Source organism: Pinirhizobacter soli (assembly GCF_015905305.1).
Lineage (GTDB): Bacteria > Pseudomonadota > Gammaproteobacteria > Xanthomonadales > Rhodanobacteraceae > Pinirhizobacter > Pinirhizobacter soli.
The window spans coordinates 460,147-483,626 of record NZ_JADZLQ010000003.1 but is presented as its reverse complement, the minus strand read 5'-3'; the positions used below and the strand labels follow the sequence as shown (position 1 = coordinate 483,626).

Here is a 23,480-nt window from a genome sequence, read left to right as displayed (position 1 = left end):
CTTTGGATGGAGGGTCAGCCTTCGACCGGCTCCAGATAGAGGCCGAACTCGCTCACGCCCGGCGATGCCGTGCGTGAGTCAAGTTGAAGGCGAACACGGTTGGCACGCATGATCGGAAACTGACGAAGTTCAATCGATGCGGGTTCATCGCCAGTCACGACGTCGATCCACGTTCCGCCCGATTCGTACTGCACGCGGTAGTGCGAGATCCTCGCGGCATCGCCGTGGTCTTCGATATGCCTCGGCTCGATGATCGACACGGTGTTGAACGCCACGGGCATGGCGAAGCGCGCTTCGACCCAGCCATCACGCTGTCCCGCATCCGCTTGCCAGTACGTGCCGAAGTTGTCGTCGAAGGCGAGGTCCGGTCCTGATGCGTCGGCGGTGCTGCTGGCGAATGACGGCTTGCCCCGCGCAAGGTTGTCGGTGGTGATGGTGATGGCCTTTGAGAGTGTCGGCGCCGGGCCCGGGTTGCTCCACAGCTTGCCGATCTCGGCCAGGCGCGCAAGCACATTCGCATCGAACAGGCCGTCGCGGTTCGGCGCGGAGTTGAGGATCAGGTTGCAATGATTGTCGATGAAAGGGCGCAACCATTCGTCCACGATCTGCGCTGCCGGTCGCAGCGCCTGGCCCGGATAATCGGTTTTCCAGAACCAGTCGCTTTGCAGCGTGGTGCCCGATTGCGAAGGGATGGCGCTGCCCGCTGGGATCTTCTGCCCAGCATGCTGTTCGTACTGCTTGATGTCGGTGTAGTACAACGCAGGGCCCGGGTAGCGGCCGGCGTTGTGATCAGCCACCAGGCAGTCCGGCTGCAGTGATTTCACCAGGTCGTGTATTTCCCGGTAGGGCAGCTGGTCGTAGCCGATGCGCGACCACGAGGCGTTCCAGCCATCGAAGATCAGCGCCGGAATTGGCCCGTACTGGGTAAGGAGCTCGGTGAGCTGCGCCTTGATGAGGTCGATGCCCTCGCGAGTAACGACACCCGCGCGGATGTCGTCACGCAAGTCCAGCATCGAGAAATACAGGCAGGGCTTCAACCCGGCCTTTCGAAAGGCATCTACATAAAGACGCACGATATCGTGGCGATAGCCCGACTGCATCACGTTGGCACTGCGTGTCTTCGTCGGCCACAGGCAGAAGCCATCGTGGTGCTTGGTAGTGAGGCAGCCGTAACCCATGTTGGCCGATCGCGCTGCGCGGGCCCATTGGCCCGCATCCAGATGACGCGGGTTGAACATCGCCGGCGATGCCTTCGGATCGCCCCATTCACGCTGCTGGTAGGTGGCCATGTTCAAGTGGATGAACATGCCAAAACGCAGGTCCAGGAAGGCTTGTTGGGCCCGGAGCAACCTATCGCCCGGTGCAACTCCGGAGGCTACGGCCGCCCAGGCGATCGAGCGGGCGGACAGCCCGGCCAACAAACCGGCGCCGGCGATGGCGCGGGCAAATTCTCGTCGATTCATCTTCCAAGTGTGGCATGGACATCTGTTCCTGATGCAACGCACGAAAGCTTCACACCTCCTTCACGACATACGCCGCGCTATCGAAAAAAATTCCCGCGCCGCGTACTCTCTTCGCCTGGCTGACGACGACAGGTGGGCAATGGGCAAGCAACATCGACCAATCGACACGGACCTTGACTTGGCGTTGCCCAAGACACCGACCGGCATCGATGGCCTGGATGAGCTGACGTTCGGCGGCCTGCCCACTGGGCGCCCCACGCTGATGTGCGGTTCGGCCGGCTGCGGCAAGACGCTCTTCGGCATGACGTTCCTGGTGAACGGCGCCAGGCGTTTTGGCGAAGCCGGTGTGTTCATGAGCTTCGAGGAGCGGGCCCATGATCTCTCGGTCAACGTGGCGTCGCTCGGCTACGACATCGATGCACTGGTAGCCGACGGAAAGCTCGTGATCGACCATGTGCACATCGAGCGCGCCGAGATCGAACTGAGCGGCGAGTACGACCTGGAAGGCGTGTTCGTGCGACTGAACCACGCCATCGACTCGGTCGGTGCCAAGCGCGTGGTGCTGGACACGATCGAGGCACTGTTCGGCGGCCTCGAGGACAGCGCCATCCTTCGCGCGGAACTTCGCCGCCTGTTTGCCTGGCTCAAGGACAAGGGCGTCACTGCCATCATTACGGGCGAGCGTGGCGACGGCCAGCTCACCCGATACGGCATCGAGGAATACGTATCGGACTGTGTGCTGCTGCTGGACAACCGGGTGATCGACCAGGTCACCACGCGCCGCTTGCGCGTGGTGAAATACCGCGGTTCGGCGCATGGCACCAACGAATACCCCTTCCTGATCGACGAGGAAGGCATCAGCGTGTTGCCCATTACCTCCGCGGGCCTGGCACACCCGATCTCGCGCGAGGCGATTTCCAGCGGAGTGCAAGGCCTTGATGCCATGCTTGGCATCAACGGGTTCTTCCGCGGTTCCAGCGTGCTGCTGTCGGGTCTTGCCGGCACGGGCAAGTCGACCTTCGCCACGGCCTTCGTCGATGCGGCCTGCCGGCGAGGCGAACGCTGCCTGTTCTTTGCCTTCGAGGAGTCTCCCGAGCAGATCATGCGCAACATGAGCTCGGTGGGCATCAACATGCAGACGCACGTAGATTCAGGCCTGCTGCAGTTCGAGGCGGCGCGCCCCAGCTTGTACGGATTCGAGATGCACCTGGCGCGGATGAACCGCGATATTGAACGTTTCGATCCCTCGGTGGTGGTGGTTGACCCGATATCCGCCTTCCGCGGGCCATCGGCGGAAATCCACGCCACCCTGATCCGCCTGGCGGACATCTGCAAAAGCAAGGGCATCACCGCGATGTTCACCAGTCTTTCGACGGCCAACGAGCAGATGAACGAAGGCGAGCGCAGTGTTTCCTCGTTGATGGATACCTGGATCTCGCTCAGCGACATCGAGGCCAACGGCGAGCGCAACCGCGTCCTTTACCTGCTCAAGTCGCGTGGCATGAATCACTCCAAGCAGCTTCGGGAATATCGCCTCACCAGCCACGGAGTGGACATGGTCGATGCGTATGTCGGACCAGAAGGGGTGCTCACCGGCACCGCGCGCGTGGCGCAGGAAGCACGCGAGCGCGAGGCCGGCGTTGTCCGGCAGCAGGCTATCGACCGCCGGCGCCGTGAGCTGGCGCGCAAACGGGCAGCCATCGAGCGCGAGGTGGCCGAGAGAATGTCCGCACTGGAAGCGGAGGAATCAGAGGTTGCGATGATGCTCGAAGAGGACGAAGCGCGCGAACGCACTTTCATCGACGAACGCGTACGGATGACCCAGCTACGGGGGGACGGCACATGAGCGTCGATATCACGCCCGAAGGCTTCGCCGACGATGGTTCGTACAATCTCAGGCTGTACGTGGCAGGCCAAACACCGAAGTCGCTGCTGGCCATCTCCAATCTCAAGAAATTGTGCGAAGAACACCTGGCCGGCCGTTACCGAATCGAGGTCGTTGACCTGCTGGTAACGCCGCAACTGGCCGCCGGCGATCAGATCGTCGCACTGCCTACCCTGATCCGCACCCTGCCGCCGCCGCTCAAGCGCGTGATCGGCGACCTTTCCAACACCGAAAAAGTCCTGGTGGGCTTGGACATCCGACGCCGGGACAATCTTTGATGGACCATGATAGCGCCCCTCCTGCGAATCCTCCCCGCTACAAGCTCCGCTTGTTCATCACCGGCTCCACGCCACGCTCCACCGCCGCTATCCAGAATATGCGGCGGATCTGCGCCGAGCACCTGCAGGGCGACTACGACCTGGAAGTGATCGACGTGTACCAACATCCGGATGCCACGCGCGATTACCAGATCGTGGCCACGCCCACCCTGGTCAAGGTGTTGCCCGAACCCTTGCGCAAGATTATCGGCGACCTTTCCGATAGCGAACGGGTGCTGGCCGGCCTGAACCTCGCGCAGGAGCCTTGAACAACCACGCATGGACCGATCCTTTTCCCCGCCACTGAGCCAGGCGCACTTCGACGATTTGCTCGAGCGGCTGCGCGAAGCCGAGGAAACCCTCGACGCCATCCGCCATGGTGAAGTGGACGCGGTTGTCGTTGGCGGAAGCAGCGGACAGAAGGTTTATACCCTCGAGAACGCCGACCGCCCCTACCGCGTGATCATCGAGCAGATGCGCGAGGGCGCGGTAACGTTATCGGCCGACGGCACTATCCTGTATTGCAACGAACGCTTCGCCGACATACTCGGCCACGCGCGTGAATCACTGATCGGGCGCGAGGTCTTGCACTTCGTCGCCCCCGCCGATACTCCGGTCTTCGCCGAGCTTATGGCCCACGGCCCTGCCAGCGGCCGCAGCGCGGAACTGTCGCTGATCAACGCCGACAGCGTCGGCGTTCCGGTGAATTTTTCGGTCGTGGACCTGGATATGGGACAGGACTCGGCACGATTGCTGTGCGGCGTGGTAACCGATCTCACCCGCAGCCGCCAACGCAGCCATGAACTGGCGGCTGCCAACGCGCGCCTGGCCGCGGAGATAGACGTACGGCGCCGTGCCGAGGAAAGCCTTGAAGTGGCGCTCGATGCCGCCGGCATGGGCGGCTGGGACCTCGACCTTGCCCAGGGCCTGATCCATGGCTCAAAACGTTTCGATGAAATATTCGGGCGGGAGGGAACGCCCGGCCCCTGGCTTGTCGGCGAACTCCTGGCGCGTTTCCTTCCCGAGGACCGGCCGGCCGTGCAAGCCGGTTTCGAGGCAGCACGCAGGGTGGGATCGATCGAGTTCGAATTGCGCATCGAGCGCCTCGCCGATGGCGCCCGGCGATGGATACACGTCAAGGGCCGCGTGCATCGGCAGCAAGGCCGGAACGGTCGCCTGGCGGGGGTGGTATCGGACGTCACCACGCGAAGAATGACCGAGCAGCAGTTGCGCCAGGCACAGAAGATGGAAGCCATCGGCCAGCTCACCGGCGGCATTGCGCACGACTTCAACAACCTGCTGATGGTGATCGGCGGGAGCATGGACATGCTCGAAGAGCACATGCCCGGCGATGAACGCTCGCGGCGCTATTTCGCCGCCGCACGGCAGGGAGTGGAGCGCGGCGCGCTGCTGAACCGCCAGCTCCTGGCGTTTTCCCGCCGGCAGGATCTACGGCAGGAAGCCGTCTGCATCGACGATCGGGTGCACAGCTTCCAGGGCCTGCTCGAGCGCGCGCTCGGCGAGACGATCACGCTGCAACTTGTCGAGCCCGAAGCGCGCTGGCTATGCACGACCGATCCCCACCAGCTGGAAACGGCGATATTGAACCTGGCCATCAACGCGCGCGATGCCATGCCCAATGGCGGCACGGTATCGATCAGTACGCGGCGGGTAGTCGTCGACTCCGAGCGTGCGCAGTCGGTCGGCGCGGCGGCCGGGAACTATGTCGCCGTTTCCATTGCCGACACTGGCGAGGGCATGACACCGGACGTCGCCAGCAAGGTGTTCGAGCCCTTCTTCACCACCAAGGCCGTGGGCAAGGGCACGGGACTGGGCCTGAGCCAGGTGTACGGGTTCGTGCGGCAGTCCGATGGCTTCATCACCATCGACAGCACGCCTGGCCAGGGGACCACGATGACCCTGCATTTCCCCCTGACCGACGACCCTGAGCAGGCACGGGCGAAGGACGATGCCGCCGTCACGCTGCGCGGCACCGGTAGCGTGCTGGTAGTCGAGGACGATGCCTCCGTGCGCGACATCGCGGTGCGCTCGTTGGGCGACCTTGGTTATACCGTGTTCGAAGCCAGCCATGCCCAGTCGGCCCTGGATGTGGTCGCCAGTGGCGTCGGCATCGACCTGGTGTTTTCCGACGTGATCATGCCCGGCGACATCGGCGGGATGGAACTGGTGCAGCGCCTGCGCCGATCACATCCGGCCATGGCCTTGCTGCTGACCTCCGGCTACACCGGCCAGGCGATGGCGGACCAGCCCCGTCCCGCCGACGTCCAGTTGCTGGCCAAGCCCTATACGCGGGCCACCCTCTCCGCGGCCGTCGACGCCGCATTGGAAAAAGCGCGCGCCCGACTCAGGGACCCGGGGAAGCCAGGCGTCTAGCGCTGAAATCGTTGCGTTGGTCGGTCCGGATACGTTCGCCAAGGCTGCCTGCTAGCATCGGCGTCGGGGAACCTCGAGGGGAAACGCAATGCGCGGATTCGTTTCGTTCGTGATGCTCACCATGCTTGCCGGCTGCGTGCACCACGGCGCCACGACTCCTGCTCACGACATCGATCGCGCAGCGCTCGATGCCAGGGCCACCCAGCTGATGCACGACGCCCGCGTGACCGGCCTTGGCCTGGCGGTGATCCGCGACGGGCGCGTGGTTTACCTCAAGGGCTATGGCATGCGCGATGTCGCGCAGCAGTTGCCCATGCAGGCCGATACCGTGATCTACGGCGCCTCGCTCACCAAGGCCGCCTTTGCTTATGCCGTCATGGGCCTGGTCGATGAGGGCAAGCTGGCCCCCGACGCATCCATCGCCGGCATGCTGCCCAAGCCGCTTCCCTCCTACGAGAAATACGCCGACCTTGCCGGAGACGAGCGCTGGCGGAAGCTCACCCCGCGCATCCTGCTAAATCACACCACTGGTTTTGCCAATTTCCGCTACCTGCAACCAGGCAAGGACTACGACCCCAACGGCAAGCTGATGTTCTATTTCGACCCCGGCACCCGCTTTGCCTATTCAGGCGAAGGCATCAACCTTATGCAGTTCGTGCTGGAAGAAGGCAAGGGCATGGACGTGGCCACCCTGATGCACGACCGGTTGTTCACTCCCTTCGACATGCCACGCACCTCGCTGACGTGGCGCGACGACTTCAGCGGCAACGTGGCCATTGGCTACGACGAGAACGGCAAGGCGCTGGGCCACAAGCAGCGAGGCAGCGTGCGGGCCGCCGGTTCCATGGATACCACCCTGCACGACTACGCGAACCTCGCTGCCGCCATGGTGCGCGGCGATGGCCTGTCACCCGCGGCGTACAAGGCGTGGCTGGCGCCCTCGATACGCATCCACTCGCTGCAGCAATTCCCCACCATGGGCATGCCCGACACCACGGATAACGACGGCATCGGCCTGGGCTACGCCTGGGGCGTCGGGCGTTTTGAATCCCCTGAAGGACCTGCCTTCTTCAAGGAAGGCCACGATGACGGTGCCAACAACCTCATGCTGTGCGTTGTGCGGTCGCGCAACTGCGTACTGCTGCTCAGCAACAGTTCCAACGGCGAATCGATATTCCCGGCGATGGTCGAAGCGGTGCTTGGGAAAACCTGCTTCCCGTTCTATTGGAACAGTTACATCCCCTACGACCATCCGGACTGGCGCAAGGAACCGTTCGCACCGTGCACCCGGTTGCCGTGAGCCGGGGGCTTGCTTAAGCAAAGCGCTTGGTGATCCAGTCGATGAACACCCGCACACGCGGCGACAATTGACGGCTATGGGGATAGAGCACCGACACCGGCGTCGGTGACGGTGGAAACCGGGGCAGTACTTCCACCAGCGAGCCTGCCGCCAACGCGCCGGCCACGTGATAGCGCGGCATCTGCGCCAGGCCCAGGCCCAGCTTGCAGGCTGCGGCATAGGTTTCGGCGCCCACCACCGTGACCGTCGCGGGAAGGCGTATCTCACGCAAGGCGCCGTCGATGGTGAACTCCAGCGGCATGACCGCACCGGTGGCGGTGGAGACGAAGCCGACCACCTGATGGCCGTCGAGGTCGTCGATGCCAAGCGGTATGCCGTGCCGTTCCAGGTAGGCAGGACTTGCCACGGTCACTTCGTCGAGCTCGCACACTTGCCGGCCCACCATGGCGCTGTCGTGCAGGCGGCCGGCGCGCAGCACGCAGTCCACGCCTTCGCGCACCAGGTCGACCAGGCGATCGCCTTCCCCGATGTGCAGCTGCAGGTCGGGATATTCGGCAAGGAAGGAAGGCAAGGCGGGCATGAGGAAATGCCGCGCCATCACGCCATGGACATCGATACGCAACTGCCCGCGCGGCCTGGCATCGGTGAACACGGCATCGGCTTCCTCGACCTCCGCCAGGATCGCCAGGCAGCGGCGGTGGTAGGCCTCGCCATCCAGCGTGGCCCGTACGTGGCGCGTGGTCCGTTGCAGCAGGCGTACGCCCAGCCGCTTCTCCAGCGCCTTGATCGCCTGGGTCGCGGTGGAGCGCGGGATATCCATGTCCAGCGCGGCCAGGGTGAAGCTCTGCCGCTCCACGATCCGGGTGAACAGGTGCATGACTTCCAGGCGGTCCATTGTTCGTCCTGATGGAATGGTATTGGCTGTTTCAAGCAGATTATTCCTGGTGGGGAAAAGAGGAAAGTGTCTCCCACGCCGGCAACCGCTGGCATCGACACGAGGAGACACCCATGAACACCACCCACAGCAAGGTTGCCCTGGTCACCGGCGCTTCCCGCGGCATCGGCGCCGCCATCGCCACCCGCCTGGCCGCCGACGGCTTCACCGTCATCGTCAACTATTCCGGCAACGCCGCTCCCGCCGAAGCACTGGTACGCCAGATCGAGCAAGCCGGCGGGAAGGCCCTGGCGGCCCAGGCCGATGTAAGCAATGCGGCAGAAGTACGGCGCATGTTCGATGCAGCCGAGTCCGCCTTCGGCGGTATCGACGTGCTGGTGAACAACGCCGGCATCATGTCGCTGGCCAAGGTCGCCGAGGTTACCGACGAAGCCATCGACCGCCTGCTGGCGGTGAACCTCAAGGGCAGCATCAACACCATGCGCGAAGCCGCGACGCGACTGCGCGACGGCGGCCGCATCGTCAATTTTTCAAGCTCCGTCGTGGGCCTGTACCAACCCACCTACGGTGTGTACGCCGCCACCAAAGCGGGTGTGGAAGCTCTCACCCATGTCCTGGCCGGCGAGCTCCGGGGTCGCAATATCACGGTGAACGCCGTGGCCCCGGGCCCCACTGCCACGGATCTTTTCCTCGATGGTAAAAGCGCCGAACTGATCGACCGCCTGTCCAAGCTCGCCCCGCTTGAGCGCCTGGGCCAGCCCGCCGACATCGCCAACACCGTTGCCTTCCTGGCCGGCGCCGATGGTTCGTGGATCAACGGCCAGGTACTGCGCGCCAACGGCGGAATCATCTGACTCATCTTCCATAGAGGAATGCCATCATGAAAAACGTCATCGTCATCACTGGCGCGTCCAGCGGCTTCGGCGCCCTCACCGCCCGCGCACTCGCCGACGCCGGCCACACCGTCTACGCAGGCATGCGCGAAACCGTCGGCCGCAATGCACCGCAGGTCAAGGCCGCGGCCGACTACGCCCGCGAGCACGGCGTAGACCTGCGCAGCGTGGAACTGGACGTCGCCTCCGACGCATCCGTCGACCAGGGCATCGCCAGCATCATTGCCGAGCATGGCCATCTGGATGTGATCGTCCATAACGCAGGCCACATGTCCTTCGGCCCGGCCGAAGCCTTTACCCCCGAGCAATACGCCGAACTCTTCGACGTGAATGTGCTCAGCACCCAGCGGGTGAACCGCGCCGCTCTTCCGCAGCTGCGCAAGCAGGGCAAGGGCCTGATGGTATGGGTATCTTCCAGCAGCACGCGTGGCGGCACGCCGCCGTACCTGGCGCCCTACTTCGCCGCCAAGGCCGCGATGGATTCGGTGGCGGTGAGCTACGCCAGTGAACTTACCCGCTGGGGCATCGAAACTTCCATCATCGTGCCCGGCGCGTTCACCAAAGGCACCAACCATTTCGCACACTCGGGAAAACCCGCCGACCAGGCGCGCGTGGCCGAATACGATAGTGGCCCGTATGCCGGCGTGTCCGAGCAGGCATTGAAGGGACTGGCAAGCCTGGAGCCGGCCGATGCGGACGCGGCGAGCGTCGCCACCGAGATCGTCCGCGTGGTGGGCCTGCCGTTCGGCAAACGTCCCTTCCGCACGCATATCGACCCTTCGCAGGACGGCGCCGAAGTGGTCAACGGCGTGGCCGACCGGGTGCGCGCGGAACTGTTCTGGCGCATCGGCCTTCAGGACCTGCTCTCGCCGCGTATCGCCTAAAGAAAAGGGGAGCCGGCGAACCGGCTCCCCTTTCAGGTATTGCACTTGCAGAGGTTTCGATCAGAAGAACGAAGCGCCCACCGTCACCATGATGGTGCGTGGCTCCAGCAGCGAGTAGTACGGCGCCGAGGCGAACAGCACCTTGCCGTTCACATCGGTTTCCTTGGTCGGGTTGGACGCCAGGAACGACGTACCGTTGTTGGCGTTGGTGAACGCCTTGTGGTCGGTGAGGTTGTCCAGGTTGATCTTGACGTACGGCTTGCGGAACCAGGTTTCGAAGTCGGCGAAGCGGAAGCCGGCCGCCAGGCCCAGCGTGGTGTAACCGCCGGCCTTCTCGGTGTTCATGTAGTCACCGTAGAACGAGCTGTGCGACTTGGCCGAAAGCGTGGCCCAGAACGAGCTGTCGTCGTAGCTGAGCGCGGCATAGCCGAGGTTGCGCGGCGTGTTGTACAGGTCCTTGCCCTTCACCGGGAAGATGCCGTCGTCGCCGGTGTTGAGGTCCGACTCGATCTTCGACTGCGTGTAGGTGTACGAACCGTACAGGCTCCAGTGGTCGGCAAAGCGCCAGGTGGCTTCGCCGTCCACGCCCTGCATCTTCACCTTGGGAATTTCGGTGTAGAAGGTTTCGCCGGTGAACTGGTCGAAGCCCGACTCCTGCTTGTTGTTGAAGTTCGAGCGGTACAGCATCACGCTGCCGGCGAAGTTGTCGGTGTAGTAGCGGTAGCCCAGGTCGTTGTTCCAGGCCGATTCGGGCTTGTTGGCGGCGCGGCCGGTCACCGTGTTCAGGAATACCGCGGTGTTCGGCGGCACGCGGAAGGTCTTGCCGATGCCGTAGAAGATCTGGCTGTTCGCGTCGGGTGCGAACTTGATGCCGGCCGTGGGCAGGAACTTGTGGAAGTTGTAATCCAGGCCGTCGCTGCCGATCTGGCTGAACTTGGGCGAGGTGTTGAAGAACGAACCCGGGAACTCATAGGCGAAGCCCGAGCGCTCCACGTGCATGTAGGACGCGCCAGCGGTGAAGGTCCAGTAGTCGTTCGGCGTCCAGGTGTCGGTGGCGAAAGCCTTCTTCGTTTCCGTCAGCGTGAATTCGTCGTACTGCTTTTGCGCCTCGCCATTGGGATAGACGATGAAGTCCGAATCGCCCCACTTGTTGATCGGCGCACCGGTGTTGTAGTCGGCAAGGCTGAAGGCCTCGCCCTGCTCCTGGCGCGTGCGCTCGTACCACACGCCGTATTCCAGCGCGTTGGTCTCGGACAGGTCCTGGTTGAACTTGGCGATCACGCCCGGACGATAGGTGGTGGAGCTGCTGAAGCCGTAAGCCAGGGCCTTCTTGCCGTTCGGGCCGGTGACGATCGCGCCGTCCTGGTTCAGATCCTGGTTGGCCGATTCGAACGACGGCTTGGTCGAGGTGCTCTCGGCAAAGAAGCTGTTGCCGGTGCCCGAACCGCCGTCGCCATACTGGAAGTACGGCACCACCGACAGGTGCAGGCTGTCACTGAAGGTGAACTCGCCATCCGCGCTGGCCATCAGGCTGGTGAACGGGTTGGCATGCAGCTGCCAGAAGTTGGTGTCGAGCGAACCCGGCTTGTAGGTTTCGTCGTAATCGTAGTGGTAGCCGTGCTGGGCCACGTTCGCCTTGGTCGGGCCGAAGTACAGGTACTTCACTTCGCGGTTGTACTGCAGGGAACCGGTGATCGAGTTGTTGTCGTCAATCGTCCACACCGTCTTGGCGTCGACCTTGGTCACCTTGGCTTTGCCTTCGCCGCGCCACTTGTCATCGGAGTTGTCCGACCAGGAAATCCACGAACGCGTCGGGCCCAGGTCGCCGGTGTTCAGGCGGAAGAAGGTGCGGCGGTAGTCGTTGGAGCCGACCGACTGCACGAAGTCCACGCCAGCGGTGTGGGTGGGATCGATCGTGGTCCAGGCGATATGGCCGCCGGCGGCGCCGGAATCGGGCATGTCCACATCAGGGATGCCCTGCAGCACGGTGATGTCGCCCATGTTCTCCGAGTCGCCGTATTCGGTGGCGTACACGCGGTAGGAACCTGAGTCGTTGATCGGCGCGCCGTTCACCGAGGCGCCGATTTCGTCGCCAGTGAAACCGCGGATCGAGTAATTGCCGTCGTTCAGGCCCGTCACGTCATCCGTGGAGGAATTTACGCCCGGGATGCTCTGGATCAGCTGGGTGAAGTTCGCGCCCGGCGAAGCCTTGACGATGGCCTCACGGCTGATCGTGGATACCGCCTTGGGGGCCGTCTGTACGGACATCAGGCCGCTGGCCATGGTCGCCGCGTGCGCGGTCACGGTCACCGACTGCAGCTGCTGCGCCCTCTGGGTGTCGTTCGAGGTGGTCGTATTCGACGTGGTCGACACGCTGCTGCGGGTCGGCGGGGACTTGGTGTCGGTCGACTGCTGGTCGGCCGACTGGGCCAGGGCGGACCCGGCGAAAAGGGTGGCTGCAATGACGAGGTAAAGGCGGTTTCTATTCATGGTTTTATTTGTCTTTCCGGTGAGCTAAGACGTGGCAAGTTATTTCGACGCGGTCGCAAGGAAAAACGCTTTCCCAAGGCACAAAAAAGCCCAACCGGCTAGGTCAGGCAACTTGTTGCGAAATTCGTATTTAATTGCGCGGCGACCACTCCCCTGTGAGCGTGTCGCCATTGCGTGATGAAGTTAGCACGATAAGGCGGGTTCTTTACAGTGTCTTTACATCTACTAAACGGCGCGTCCATGTTTCGGTTTGCGCCAGCGCCTCATCGCGGCTATACACAAGTGATTGACGAAGGAATCGAAGGCATGACCGCGACGGCAGCGCGGCCACCTGCTGGGTCGGGGCAGTCGTGGCGAAGAATCTTATCGAAGATGGCGATGCTGTTGATCGCCTGCCTTCCGGCGTGGCTGGACGCCACCTCCGCGCCCGATCCCATCCCGATCCGTTTCGGCATCTTGCCCATCGGCAGTGCCGCCGAATCGCGCGCGCAATGGGCGCCCCTGCTCGATGACATCGCCAGGCGGCTGGGCCATCCGGTGTCGTCGGTATCCGTGTCCAGCTATCAGGGCCTGTCCAATGCCATGGCAGCGGGCAACGTCGACGTCGCCTTCGTCTCCGGCCGGCTGGCCGTGGAAGCGGTCTCGCGCCAGCACATGCACGTGGTGGCGCAGTTCGTCCGCGACGATGGCGTCACCGGCAACTATGCGCTGCTGATCGTCCGCGCGTCATCGCCCATCCAGGACGTCGACAGCCTCCTGGCTAATCCGGGGCGCTGGCGCTACGCGCGCGGCGAACCCCTGTCGGTCACTGGTTACGTGGCCCCCGAGGCGCAGCTGTTCGCCCCGCACGGGATCAATTCGGACACGTTTTTCTCGAGTGTGCGCGTAGGCAACCACCAGGACAACGCACTGGCGGTGGTAAACCGGGAAGTGGACGTCGCCACCGGCAACAACCCTGACCTGGACCTCTTCACCCGGCACTTTCCGCGCGAGGCGGCGCAGTTGCGGGTGATCTGGCGCTCGACACTCATCCCCGCGGGCGTGCTGGTGGTGCGTGATGCGATGGATGAGCCCCTGCAAGACCAACTGGTGGCTTTGATGCGCAACTACGGCAAGCAGGCCGATGCCGCCGGTGAACGCGAACGGGCAAACCTCTCGCGCATTCCCGACCTCGCGCATTTCGTGCCCGCCGACAACCGCGCGCTGAAGCCCTTCGTGGACATGGATTACACCCTTGCCTACCAGCAGGCCGAACACGGCCGCTGGGTAAACGATGCCGCGCGCCAGGCGCGTCTGAAGCAGGTGGACGGTGATTATCGCAAGGCGTTGCAGGCCCTGGATGCGCCGGCGCAGATCCCGCAAGGACCCGGCCAGAAGGGCGCGTCCGTGCGCAAAGGCTCTCCGTAAGTAATCCCGGGGTCGGCAACCTCGCGGGATTCCAGTCTATGGGCACATCCGCAGGTTTCTGCACGCCCTTTGACGAAAGCGGACAGCGGCCTGATCGACTTTGCCGGATCGTTCAGCCGGCCTAGACCACCACGCAGCGGTTGCGCCCCGCCCGCTTGGCCTCGTAGAGGGCCCGGTCCGCGCGTTCAAAAGCGGCCGCGGGCGTATCGGGCATCTGGAAGCAGGTGATGCCGCCGGACATGGTTACCGTGATCGGGCGTTTGCTGGCGTGGAAGCCCAGGGCTGCCACGATGCGGCAGAGATCCTCGGCCACGAGCAGCGCCTCGCCTTGTTCCATGTCGTCGAAGACGGCTGCGAATTCCTCACCGCCGTAACGGGCGATGAAATAGCGGCCCGCGGCGTGGGCGGTCAACGCCTTGCCCACGATGCGCAGTACCGCATCACCCGCGGCGTGGCCATAGTTGTCGTTGATGGCCTTGAAATGGTCGATATCGAACGCCGCCACACATACATGCTGGCGTTCGCCCTGCCAGCGGCGATGTATTTCGTCCACATGGCGCTCGTAGGCCAGGCGGTTGGGCATGGCGGTAAGCGGGTCGGTCAATGCCAGCTCGTGTTCGCGTGCCAACGATTCCTGCAGCCGCAGGGCCTGGGTTTCCAGCTCCATCAGGCGTCCTTGCATGCTGGCGCTGCGTGCACGGAATTCCTCGGCGCGGGCATCCTGGCGTTCGCGGTACTCGCGGAAGTGGTGGTCGATCAGGGTGAGGCGCGAACTCACCTGTTCCTGCAGGTCGGCAAGGCTGGTGGCATCGCGTGCGGTCTGGTTCAACAACGCCATTTCGTCGCGGACGGTCGTGTCCAACGCCTCGCCTTCGGCCAGATCCTGCGACTGCTCTTTCATGCCCATCTCGAGGAAATGGGTCATTTCCTCCAGCCGGCCGCTTACCTGTTCGAGCAAGGCCTGCAGGTTGTCGATGTCGGCGCGCAGGCTGTCGCGCTGGCGGTTGACCAGGTTCGCCACGGCTTCGGCCAGCATCGGCATGGCGGCCTCATCGTCCACCGCTGTCGCCGCCAGCCGTGCGCGAATGTCCACCGCCTCTTCGGCCAGCGAAGGAATCAGCACCACGCGAAGCAAGGTTTCACGCAGGGCTTCAGGCCATGGCGGACCGATCGCCGGCCCCGTGCTGCTGGCAGGACGCGGCGTGCCGTCGAGCCGCGCTACCGCGTCGCCCAGTTCATCCACCAGCGGCGCCAGGCCCGCACCGGCACTGGAACGGCGTACCGCATCGGTCACGCGCTCAAGCAGGCCATCGAGCGCGTCATCCCGGCCACGGGCCAGCAGCAGCAAGCGGCTGGCAATGCGGCGCAGCTGTTCCTCCAGCTGGCGGAAAGAAGCTTCCTCGCGCTCCATCCGCTCAAGGGCGAGATGGTACTTGCGCTCGAAGTGATCTGGTTCCAAGAGTTCCCCCGACGGTTGTCCCGTGCGGGGGAAATATACGATGCATTGGCCTAGCTTGCGGGCTGGGCTGCGCCAGAGCGGATGGCTTCGTCGATAGCCTGCCGCACCTGGCTCTCCGCCTTGACCTGCGCCTGGCGTTGCTGCTGGCCCAACTGGGTCTGTTTCTGACCCAACGCACTCTGTTGTTCGGACAGTGGACGCATGCGTTCGGACAGTACTTTCATTTGCTCGGACAGCTCCTTCATTTTCGCAGTGTCTGGCTGGCCGCCGGTGGCGAGGTTCGCCTGCTGCATGCCTAGATGAGCCTGCTGCTCGCCAAGCTGGGACTGTTGTTCGCCGAGCTTGGATTGCTGATCGCCCAATGCCGACTGCTTGTCACCGATCTTCCGAACCGGGGCGAGCGCGTCGCCGATGCTGGCGATCACCTTCGGATCGTGGCTTACGTAGATCTTGCCTTCCTGGCGGATCCAGACCACCGGCTCGCCCTGCCCGCGCACGCTTTGGGCGTCCGTGAGGTCCCGCTGGTTGCCGCTCATGATCGACGTGCCGTGGTCGAACACCGCGTATGCCGTATGAGGCGTGCCGGCATTGAGGGTGACGGTGGAGTCAGTGGAAACCAGGCCACCTGAAACCGGCGGCGGCGGCGGAGGCGGCGGCGGGGGCGGCGGCGGAGGTGGCGCGGGAGCCTCGGGCGGCGGCGGCAGCGGGGGCAGCGGGGGCGGCGGGGGCGCTGGCACCCGGGGGATGGCCCTCGCTGCCGGGGTGGCGCGTGCGGCAGGCGTCATGGGTGTGGTCTGTATCGCCGGCGTGGGCTCAACCGCCGGCGTGGGCGCGGGTGACGGCGTCTCCTGCACCAGGGCCATGGCGACGACCGGTACAAGCGTCGTGGACGGATCTGCCGTCCGTGCCGTCACCCGGTAGGGAAGCACCAGCGTGGCGGCGATCACGGTGACGATGGCCCAACCCAGCGCGCGGCGCGCCGGACGTGAAGCTGTGTCCTGGAGCATGAGGAGTCTCCTCTTGAGATTCTTGTAAGTGGTGGAGGCGGTGCCAAGGCCCGCCGCGTGTGTGTGCGATACGCCCAGGCGCAACAACAGGCGCGCGTAACCTTCGGGGGCGGCGTCGGCATCGACTACGCGCGCATCGCAGGCGGCCTCCCTGGCCAGGGAATATTCGGCCGTGGCCAGGTGGACCAGCGGATGGAAGAAGAAGAGGCGCCGGCCCAGTTCGGGGATCCAGCCGAGCCAGAGGTCGGCACGACGCACGTGCGCGAACTCATGACCGAGCGCCATGGCCAGTTCGTTGGCCGAGAGCACGCCGGCGGGCGGCAGCAGCACCACCGGGCGCAACGCGCCGATCGCCAGGCCGCCGACCACGTGCGGCGCTTCGATCGAAGGCCCCACGCGAAGCGCGGGAACGCGGGCAAGGCCGATTGCCGAGGCGGCGTGGCGGGCCATGGCGAGCGTGGCTTCGTCGCGAACGGGCTCGCAGGCGGCCACCACCCTGCGCATGGCCAGCCATCCGGCGATGAGCCGCCCGAGTTGCCAGGCCACGATGGCGAACCATGCGACGGCCACGGCCAATGCCCAGGGCAGGGGTGATGAAGGCTCCGGCAGTACCAGGGGTGCAGAACTTGCCAGCGGCGCCAGCGTCAACGTAGCCGTGCTGGCCACAGCCTCCGGCGCGGCCAGCCAGGCCAGTTCCACCGGTACCGGCAGGCACAGGCCCAGCAACAGTTGCAGGCCCGACAGCCACCACAGGTGGCAACGTACGGCCGCCGGCAACCGCGGGCCGAAACGGCCGACCATCCATACCAGGCCCACCAAAACCACTGCCTGGGCGGATGTCCAACCCAGTCGAAGCAGTATCTCGCGGGCGACATCGTCGAACGTGTTCATGCGTCGCCTCCCGTTTTCGTGCGCAGCTTGTTCACCAGCGCCTCGAGTTCGGCCAGTTCGTCCCGGCTTACTTCGCCGCGTTCGCTCATCCATGCCACGAAGGGCGACACCGAGCCCTGCAGTTGCGTGCGCACGAAGTTATCCACCGCGCCGCGCATCACCTCCACCGGGCCCGACGTGGTGCTGTAGCGATAAACCCCGTGCACGCGGCGGCGGCCGAGGAAGCCCTTCTCGCGAAGGCGTTCCATCATGGTCAACACCGTGGAACGGGCCAGGCCCTGGGGCTCGCCGAAACCGTTCACGACATCGGCAACGGTGGCCCCGCCGCGTTCGTCGACGTGGCTGAGCAAGGCAAGTTCGCGCTCGCCGATGGTCTTTCGCTGTTGCATGGCCGGCTCCTGACTACAGGTGTAGTCACGCTAATCCCTGACTACACCTGTAGTCAAGTGCCTTCCGGCCAAAGGCACCTGAAAGATTTGGTGCCTAGGCTTTGGGGACAATGACGTCGATCGCGACACTCTGGAACGGCATCGCCGCATGGCTGGCAGTGCATGTGGTGGAGCCGGCGCTCGCCTTCACGCACGTCGGCAGCAGCGCGGGGGACCCGCGGGATATCGCCGAGGCGGCGATGATCGCCGTGCTGCAGGTGTGTTTGATCGCCTTCGTCATGCGGCCGCTGGAAACCTGGTTCAGCGCCGAGCGCTGGGAAGACCGCAAGCTCACCCGTATCGATCGCACCTATACCTTGCTGATGCTCGGCGGTATCTTCCCGCTCTTCAGCTTCCTGGTGCTCACCCCGTTCGCCAATCTGCTGGGCGGCGGCAGTGACGCCTCCGGCCCGCCTGCGTACGGCCTTACCGTCTGGGTGCCGTGGTTCGCCAGCCATCCGTACGCCGCGTTCGCGGTGTATTACATCGCCTACGATTTCACCTATTACTGGATGCACCGCGCCCAGCACGCCATCCCCTGGTGGTGGGCGCTGCACAGCATGCATCACAGCCAGCGGCAGATGAGCTGCTGGACGAATGATCGCGGCAACTATCTCGATGGCGGCCTGCAATCGATCGTGCTGGCCCTGGTGGGCCTGGCCTTGGGCGTGGATGCCTCGCAGTTCGCCGTGCTGATGCTGCTGGGCGAGCTGGTGCAGAACTTCTCCCACACCAACGTGCGCATCGGCTTTGGGCGGGTACTGGACCGGGTCTTCGTAGCGCCGGTGTTCCACCGGCTGCACCACATGGTGGTCGACCCCGACCGGCCCGGTCTTCACAACTGCAATTTCGGCCAGGTATTTTCCCTCTGGGACGTATTGTTCGGCACCTCGCTGTACGGGGAGCCGGTGCGCCCCACCGGCGTGGGTGACCCCCACGTCGATGCCGACAACGGCCGGGGGCTGGTGATGATGCAGTGGTGGACCCTGCGCCGGTTCTGGGGTGCCTTCACCTGCCGGGCCGGCTGGCGCCTGGGCGAGGTGGCCTTCGACGACAACCTGCGGCCCGTGCCGGTGGCCTTGCTGGACCTGCGCCAGCTGCATGCCGCGCGCCCCGCCACGGCAGCCTTGCCGGAGCCTGTGGCCGCTCCGGCTACCCGGTCCGATGCCCTCGCCTGAGGCTGACGGCCTTAATTCCTTTGTGAAGTCATTTTTTTGACGTCCGTCAAAAAAACAGCAGCAAACGTTTTCACTCCTTGATAGATTGATGCCGCAGGGCGCCGCGTCGCGGTCGCCGCATCAAAACAGGGGGATCCACTACCCAGCACCGGTGTCGCCATTGGGCGAGCACCGCGGCGTGCTGATCCCTGAATTCTTTCCCCGGGCAGCGCCAGCCCGGGGCGGCAAGGCCCCAGGCCCGCAAGGCCAGCGGCTTGCCGCGTGACGGCGCATACCCCAAGGCAACCTCTCCAGGAGATTCACCCATGAATGTAGCTTTCGAACGTACCGGCCCCCTGACCGAACTCTCCAGCTACCCCCAGTGGGCGCAGGATATGGTCGCCTCGTGTGCCCAGGACCGGCAAAGCGTGCTCGACCATGAGCTTTTCCAGCTGATGAAGGAAGGCGAGCTGGATGCGGTGTCCACCCGCAACTTCATGGTGGGCGTGTGGCCGGTGATCGAGCGCTTCCCCGGCTACATGTCGCACAACCTGCTCAAGACCCGTTTTGGCCGCAGCGGAGGCGACAACCTGGCCCGCCGCTGGCTGGTCCGGAACATCCGCGTGGAGCAGAACCATGCCGAGTACTGGCTGAACTGGTCCGACGGCGCGGGTGTGGCCCGCCACGAAGTACTGGAAGGAAACCTGCCCAAGGGCAGCCAGAGCCTGGCCGACTGGTGCGAGGAAGTCAGCAAAAACGACAACCTGGCCGCGGGCATCGCCGCCACCAACTATGCGGTGGAAGGGGCCACCGGTGACTGGTCGCAGCTGATCTACGAAAGCCAGGCCTACGCCGAAAGTTTGCCGGAAACCGGCCGAAAGGCCAGCCTGCGTTGGCTTCAGCTTCACGCCGCTTATGACGATACCCATCCATGGGAGGCGCTGGAGATCGTTTGCACGCTAATGGGAATGGCACCCCCTGCCGATATGGTGGAACACGTCGGTGAATGCATCCGGCGCAGCTATGTCAGCATGCGTGTCACGCTCGACCGTTGCCTGGATGCACGCGCCAGGCTGGCTACCCTGAGCGACGTCGCGGCCTGACCGTGGCGGCTGTAGAAGAATGCGCTGGCATGGGCCGGCGCTTGATGGAAGGGAGGCGCCGTGAGCGTCCAGGTGGTTGCACCGCAAAATTCGCTGTCGCGTCGCTTACGCCCCCTGGCGTACGCGCTCGTGGCCGTGGTGGTGCTTATCCTGGCCTTGACCTACGGCGCGCTCCAGATCCAGGTCACTCTCGCCGGGTTCCTTAACGGCGAGAGCGTCTGGTCGAAGGCGCAGAAGCAGTCGGTGATCGACCTGGCGGCCTACGCCGCCAACGGCGACCGCAACTTGCTGATCGCCTATCGGCAGAACCACGCGGTACTGGACCACGACCGATTCGCCCGCGACCAGATCGCCAGCGGCACGTTCGATCATGCCGCCGTGGCCAAGGCATTCAGCGACGCCGGCGTGATCGAAGAGGCCATCCCGGGGATGATTTTCATCCTGCAGTACTTCGACAGCGCGCCGTACATCAAGGAAGCGATGACGGCGTGGCGTTCCACCGACAGCACGGTGGACGAACTCGACGGCATGGCCGACGACCTCGAACACCAGTGGCACGATGGCAGCGTGACAGGCGAGCAGGCCCTGCTTTACCGCCAGCGCATCGAACAACTCAACGACTTCATCGAACCACGCAGCAACCTGTTCTCCGTGGAAATAGCCAATGGCGCCTCATGGCTTGGCAAGGTGCTGTTCGCCGCCGTGGTAGGCGTGGCGGCGCTGGCTTCGTTGTTCTGGCTGGGCATGGCCCGCCGCATCATGGCCGGCATCCGCGGCACCGAAGAACGCTTCGGCCTGCTCTTCGGCAGCGCCGCCGACGGCATCGTGATGGTGGATGAGGCCCGCGGCACCATCCTGGAAGTGAACGAGACCGCCGCCGGATGGACGGGCCAGACCCGGCAGGCCCTGCTCGGCAAACGCTTTGATGCCCTTTTCATCCCCGGCGCCGACCAAACCCCGGCCGAAGGCAAGCTCACCGGCACGCTGCTGGGCGCGCGCGGCGAACTGCGCCCGGTGGAGCTGCACGGCAACCTGGTCACCTGGGGCGGCCGGCCGGTTCGCCAGGCCATCATCCGCGACATATCCGAACGCTTGGCGATGGAGCAGGAGCGCCGCATCGCTGCCGAAGCCCTGGGCTCGATCGCCGAAGGCGTGGTGATCGCCGATGCGCAACGCCGGATCACGGCGGTGAATGCCGCGCAGACGGGCCTGACCGGTTTCGACGCAGGCTCCTTGATGGGGCAGCGCTTCGACGACCTGCGACGCCAGCCCGACGGCCGTGAACTGCCATCCTCGATGTGGGCCCGCATCGAAGCGGACGGCCACTGGACGGGTGAAGTGCTCAGCCGCCGGCAGGATGGCAGCACGTATCCCGAATGGCTGTCGATCAGCACCATCCGTGATGCGGAAGACCAGATCCAGCGCTATGTAGCGGTGTTTACCGACATCACCACCAACAAGGCCGACCAGCGCCGCCTGGAACACATGGCCACGCACGACCCGCTGACCGGGCTTGCCAATCGTGCGGAGTTTGAACTGCGCTGCGGCCACGCCATCAGCACCGCCACGCGCGAGCGCGGCGCCGCGGTGGTGATGTTCATCGACCTGGATGCCTTCAAGGCGGTGAACGACAGCTACAGCCACGCCGTGGGCGATCGCCTGTTGCAGAAAGTAGCCGATCGCATCCGCAAGGAACTTTCACCGACGGACATGGCCGGCCGTATCGGCGGCGATGAATTCACCGTGCTGATGAGTGGCCTGAAGACACGCGAGGAAGCCGGCGACCTCGGCCGCCGCCTGCTTACCGCGCTCGCCGAGCGCTTCATGGTGGGCGATTACGAGATCTTCCTTTCCGCCAGCATCGGCATTGCCGGTTTCCCGCTGGACGGCAGCGAACCGACGGCGCTGATCGCCAACGCGGACGCCGCGATGTACGCGGCCAAGACCGAAGAGCGCAACGCGCTGCGCTTCTACACCCCGCGCATGCACGCCGATGCACGCCGCCGGCTGGAACTGGCAGCCGAACTTCGCCAGGCCCTGCACCGGGAAGAGTTCTACCTGGTGTACCAGCCGTCGGTGGAACTGCGCACCGGGCGCGTGGTGGCAGTGGAAGCCCTGCTGCGCTGGCAGCATCCCGAGCGTGGGCTGGTGATGCCCGATGAGTTCATTCCCATTGCCGAGACCCTGGGGTTGATCCGCCAGATCGACGAATGGGTGATCCACGCCGCCTGTGCACAGATCCGTCGTTGGGACATCGCGCGCATGCCGCAGATCCGCGTGGCCGTGAACGTATCGGCCACGTGGTTCGGCCACCCGGATTTCGTCGAGAGCGTGCGCGACGCACTATCGGCCAGCCAGCTCAGTGCGCCGCGCGTGCTGCTGGAGATTACCGAAGGCGCGCTGCTGCGGCTTGGTGAGGACACCGAACGCACTATGCATGCGCTGCACGACCTGGGCGTGGGCGTGGCCATCGATGACTTCGGCACGGGTTATTCCTCGCTCACGTACCTGAAGCTTCCCGCGGTGGCTTATCTCAAGATCGACCGTTCCTTCGTGCGCGGCCTGCCCGACAGCAGCAACGACGTGGCCATCGTCGCCGCGATGATCGCAATGTCCGGCTCACTGGGCCTGATCACGATCGCCGAAGGCATCGAGAACGATGCGCAGCATGCTTTCCTGCTGAAGGCCGGATGCGCGGAAGGCCAGGGCTACCTGTATTCGCGACCGGTGGCAGCGGCCAATATCGAGCGCCTGTTGTCGCCGGTGAACACCGCGCCGCAACCACGGCTGACCCTGGTGCCGCCGCTGCGCAGCTAGAACACCACGTTGTAGCCGAAGGTGAACCACTGGTCCGTGCGGTTCTTGCCGACCAGCAGATCGATGCTGGCGGAGCTGCCGAAATTGAAACTGATGCCCGCCTCGTTGGTAGCGTCGCGTCCCTTGCGGATGTAACGCTCGGCGACCAGATCCACGGCCTTGGACAACGAATACTGCATCCCTAAACCACCGGCCAGTTTCGATTTCTCGCCACGGTCGCGTGACAAGCCCAGGTTGGTGAAGATCTGCCATTGCTGGTCGGCCCCCAGGGCCCAGGCCGGCGCGACGTAGACGTCGGTTTGTTTTAATTTGCCGTGCTGGTAGATGCCCGTGGTGGCCACCGCCAGCCCGAAACCGCCGTTACTGTTGTCGCGCAGCTGCCACTTCAAGCCTGGGGTGAGCAAGCTTTGGCCCGGCCGCGAGATGCGCGTGAGGCCCAGGGAAAACTCCAACGGCCCGGCCGAACACGCAGGCGACAGGGTGAGCTCGCGGCCACCACCGGAAAAGGCTCGCAGCCAGCTCTCCAGCTGGCAGCGCCCCGCAGGCGTGACGCCCGAGTCGTCCACGAACAGGCTGCCGCCCGCGTGTGCGGTCCCCGCGGCCACCACCGTGGCCATCATGGCCGTGATGATGGTTCGTTTCATGGACGTGGTGCTTCCTGGCGAAATACCTGCGAAGTCTAACGGTCAA

The 23,480-nt window shown here is 64.5% G+C and carries 18 protein-coding genes; 11 read left to right on the top strand and 7 right to left on the bottom strand.

Annotation, left to right across the window (positions count from 1 at the left end; all coding sequences use genetic code 11):
• Positions 1-14 precede the first annotated feature (14 nt).
• Complete coding sequence (locus NDK18_RS15465; RefSeq protein ID WP_250628281.1) at positions 15-1,463, bottom strand: alpha-L-fucosidase; 1,449 nt, start codon at positions 1,461-1,463, stop codon at positions 15-17.
• 178 nt (positions 1,464-1,641) lie between these two features.
• Here NDK18_RS15465 and kaiC point away from each other — a divergent pair, with 178 nt between their 5' ends.
• From kaiC to NDK18_RS15440, 5 genes are all read left to right on the top strand, one after another.
• Positions 1,642-3,309, top strand: coding sequence for a circadian clock protein KaiC (gene kaiC, locus NDK18_RS15460; protein ID WP_250626312.1), 1,668 nt, complete (start codon positions 1,642-1,644; stop codon positions 3,307-3,309).
• Entirely contained in the window at positions 3,306-3,626 is a 321-nt protein-coding gene (locus NDK18_RS15455; RefSeq protein ID WP_250626311.1) for a circadian clock KaiB family protein, read from the top strand. Before kaiC ends, NDK18_RS15455 begins: the two co-directional genes overlap by 4 nt.
• Positions 3,626-3,934, top strand: coding sequence for a circadian clock KaiB family protein (locus tag NDK18_RS15450; protein WP_250626310.1), 309 nt, complete (start codon positions 3,626-3,628; stop codon positions 3,932-3,934). The genes NDK18_RS15455 and NDK18_RS15450 overlap by 1 nt, the downstream gene beginning before the upstream one ends.
• Before the next feature lie 10 nt (positions 3,935-3,944).
• Positions 3,945-6,059 carry a hybrid sensor histidine kinase/response regulator gene (locus NDK18_RS15445; RefSeq protein ID WP_250628280.1) on the top strand — a complete coding sequence of 705 codons (2,115 nt, stop codon included), beginning with the start codon at positions 3,945-3,947 and terminating at the stop codon, positions 6,057-6,059.
• Between the two features lie 88 nt (positions 6,060-6,147).
• Positions 6,148-7,359 (top strand): serine hydrolase domain-containing protein, encoded by a 1,212-nt coding sequence (locus NDK18_RS15440; protein ID WP_250626308.1) that lies wholly within the window; start codon positions 6,148-6,150, stop codon positions 7,357-7,359.
• Between the two features lie 13 nt (positions 7,360-7,372).
• Here NDK18_RS15440 and NDK18_RS15435 read toward each other — a convergent pair whose 3' ends face one another.
• The gene (locus NDK18_RS15435) at positions 7,373-8,254 is read right to left on the bottom strand and encodes a LysR family transcriptional regulator (RefSeq protein WP_250628279.1); all 882 of its coding nucleotides are present in this window, start codon (positions 8,252-8,254) and stop codon (positions 7,373-7,375) included.
• Between the two features lie 113 nt (positions 8,255-8,367).
• On the opposite strand from NDK18_RS15435, the gene NDK18_RS15430 reads away from it, so the two are divergent.
• Together NDK18_RS15430 and NDK18_RS15425 are read left to right on the top strand one after the other, a co-directional pair.
• Positions 8,368-9,108 (top strand): SDR family oxidoreductase, encoded by a 741-nt coding sequence (locus NDK18_RS15430; protein WP_250628278.1) that lies wholly within the window; start codon positions 8,368-8,370, stop codon positions 9,106-9,108.
• Positions 9,109-9,134: 26 nt separating this feature from the next.
• Positions 9,135-10,031: an SDR family oxidoreductase gene (locus NDK18_RS15425; protein ID WP_250628277.1), complete on the top strand. Its 897-nt coding sequence runs from the start codon at positions 9,135-9,137 to the stop codon at positions 10,029-10,031.
• 60 nt (positions 10,032-10,091) lie between these two features.
• Here the strand turns inward: NDK18_RS15425 and NDK18_RS15420 are convergent, their stop codons facing one another.
• Positions 10,092-12,521 (bottom strand): TonB-dependent receptor, encoded by a 2,430-nt coding sequence (locus NDK18_RS15420; RefSeq protein WP_250628276.1) that lies wholly within the window; start codon positions 12,519-12,521, stop codon positions 10,092-10,094.
• Positions 12,522-12,893: 372 nt separating this feature from the next.
• On the opposite strand from NDK18_RS15420, the gene phnD reads away from it, so the two are divergent.
• Positions 12,894-13,928: a phosphate/phosphite/phosphonate ABC transporter substrate-binding protein gene (gene phnD, locus NDK18_RS15415; RefSeq protein ID WP_250626303.1), complete on the top strand. Its 1,035-nt coding sequence runs from the start codon at positions 12,894-12,896 to the stop codon at positions 13,926-13,928.
• Between the two features lie 121 nt (positions 13,929-14,049).
• Here the strand turns inward: phnD and NDK18_RS15410 are convergent, their stop codons facing one another.
• From NDK18_RS15410 to NDK18_RS15400, 3 genes are read right to left on the bottom strand one after another with little or no spacing between them, the layout of a single operon-like run.
• The gene (locus NDK18_RS15410) at positions 14,050-15,387 is read right to left on the bottom strand and encodes a GGDEF domain-containing protein (RefSeq protein ID WP_250628275.1); all 1,338 of its coding nucleotides are present in this window, start codon (positions 15,385-15,387) and stop codon (positions 14,050-14,052) included.
• Positions 15,388-15,437: 50 nt separating this feature from the next.
• Positions 15,438-17,285 (bottom strand): M56 family metallopeptidase, encoded by a 1,848-nt coding sequence (locus tag NDK18_RS15405; protein WP_250628274.1) that lies wholly within the window; start codon positions 17,283-17,285, stop codon positions 15,438-15,440.
• Positions 17,282-17,674: a BlaI/MecI/CopY family transcriptional regulator gene (locus tag NDK18_RS15400; RefSeq protein ID WP_250626300.1), complete on the bottom strand. Its 393-nt coding sequence runs from the start codon at positions 17,672-17,674 to the stop codon at positions 17,282-17,284. The genes NDK18_RS15405 and NDK18_RS15400 overlap by 4 nt, the downstream gene beginning before the upstream one ends.
• 110 nt (positions 17,675-17,784) lie before the next feature.
• Between NDK18_RS15400 and NDK18_RS15395 the strand changes: the two genes are divergently transcribed.
• The 3 genes from NDK18_RS15395 to NDK18_RS15385 all read left to right on the top strand — a co-directional run bounded on the left by NDK18_RS15395 (position 17,785) and on the right by NDK18_RS15385 (position 22,790).
• Entirely contained in the window at positions 17,785-18,891 is a 1,107-nt protein-coding gene (locus tag NDK18_RS15395; protein ID WP_250626299.1) for a sterol desaturase family protein, read from the top strand.
• A 305-nt stretch (positions 18,892-19,196) separates the two neighbouring features.
• Positions 19,197-19,973, top strand: a complete 777-nt coding sequence (locus tag NDK18_RS15390) for an iron-containing redox enzyme family protein (RefSeq protein WP_250628273.1) — start codon at positions 19,197-19,199, stop codon at positions 19,971-19,973.
• A gap of 60 nt (positions 19,974-20,033) precedes the next feature.
• Complete coding sequence (locus NDK18_RS15385; protein ID WP_250626297.1) at positions 20,034-22,790, top strand: putative bifunctional diguanylate cyclase/phosphodiesterase; 2,757 nt, start codon at positions 20,034-20,036, stop codon at positions 22,788-22,790.
• Here the strand turns inward: NDK18_RS15385 and NDK18_RS15380 are convergent.
• Positions 22,787-23,434, bottom strand: coding sequence for a hypothetical protein (locus NDK18_RS15380; protein WP_250626296.1), 648 nt, complete (start codon positions 23,432-23,434; stop codon positions 22,787-22,789). The two genes, NDK18_RS15385 and NDK18_RS15380, sit on opposite strands and share 4 nt — an antisense overlap.
• Positions 23,435-23,480 lie beyond the last annotated feature (46 nt).

Bases quoted from the DNA above. Each gene is read 5' to 3' on its own strand.
- NDK18_RS15465 (WP_250628281.1), bottom strand. From the start codon at position 1,463: ATGAATCGACGAGAATTTGCCCGCGCCATCGCCGGCGCCGGTTTGTTG.
- NDK18_RS15455 (WP_250626311.1), top strand. From the start codon at position 3,306: ATGAGCGTCGATATCACGCCCGAAGGCTTCGCCGACGATGGTTCGTAC.
- NDK18_RS15450 (WP_250626310.1), top strand. From the start codon at position 3,626: ATGGACCATGATAGCGCCCCTCCTGCGAATCCTCCCCGCTACAAGCTC.
- NDK18_RS15445 (WP_250628280.1), top strand. From the start codon at position 3,945: ATGGACCGATCCTTTTCCCCGCCACTGAGCCAGGCGCACTTCGACGAT.
- NDK18_RS15440 (WP_250626308.1), top strand. From the start codon at position 6,148: ATGCGCGGATTCGTTTCGTTCGTGATGCTCACCATGCTTGCCGGCTGC.
- NDK18_RS15435 (WP_250628279.1), bottom strand. From the start codon at position 8,254: ATGGACCGCCTGGAAGTCATGCACCTGTTCACCCGGATCGTGGAGCGG.
- NDK18_RS15430 (WP_250628278.1), top strand. From the start codon at position 8,368: ATGAACACCACCCACAGCAAGGTTGCCCTGGTCACCGGCGCTTCCCGC.
- NDK18_RS15425 (WP_250628277.1), top strand. From the start codon at position 9,135: ATGAAAAACGTCATCGTCATCACTGGCGCGTCCAGCGGCTTCGGCGCC.
- NDK18_RS15420 (WP_250628276.1), bottom strand. From the start codon at position 12,521: ATGAATAGAAACCGCCTTTACCTCGTCATTGCAGCCACCCTTTTCGCC.
- phnD (WP_250626303.1), top strand. From the start codon at position 12,894: ATGGCGATGCTGTTGATCGCCTGCCTTCCGGCGTGGCTGGACGCCACC.
- NDK18_RS15405 (WP_250628274.1), bottom strand. From the start codon at position 17,285: ATGAACACGTTCGACGATGTCGCCCGCGAGATACTGCTTCGACTGGGT.
- NDK18_RS15400 (WP_250626300.1), bottom strand. From the start codon at position 17,674: ATGCAACAGCGAAAGACCATCGGCGAGCGCGAACTTGCCTTGCTCAGC.
- NDK18_RS15395 (WP_250626299.1), top strand. From the start codon at position 17,785: ATGACGTCGATCGCGACACTCTGGAACGGCATCGCCGCATGGCTGGCA.
- NDK18_RS15390 (WP_250628273.1), top strand. From the start codon at position 19,197: ATGAATGTAGCTTTCGAACGTACCGGCCCCCTGACCGAACTCTCCAGC.
- NDK18_RS15380 (WP_250626296.1), bottom strand. From the start codon at position 23,434: ATGAAACGAACCATCATCACGGCCATGATGGCCACGGTGGTGGCCGCG.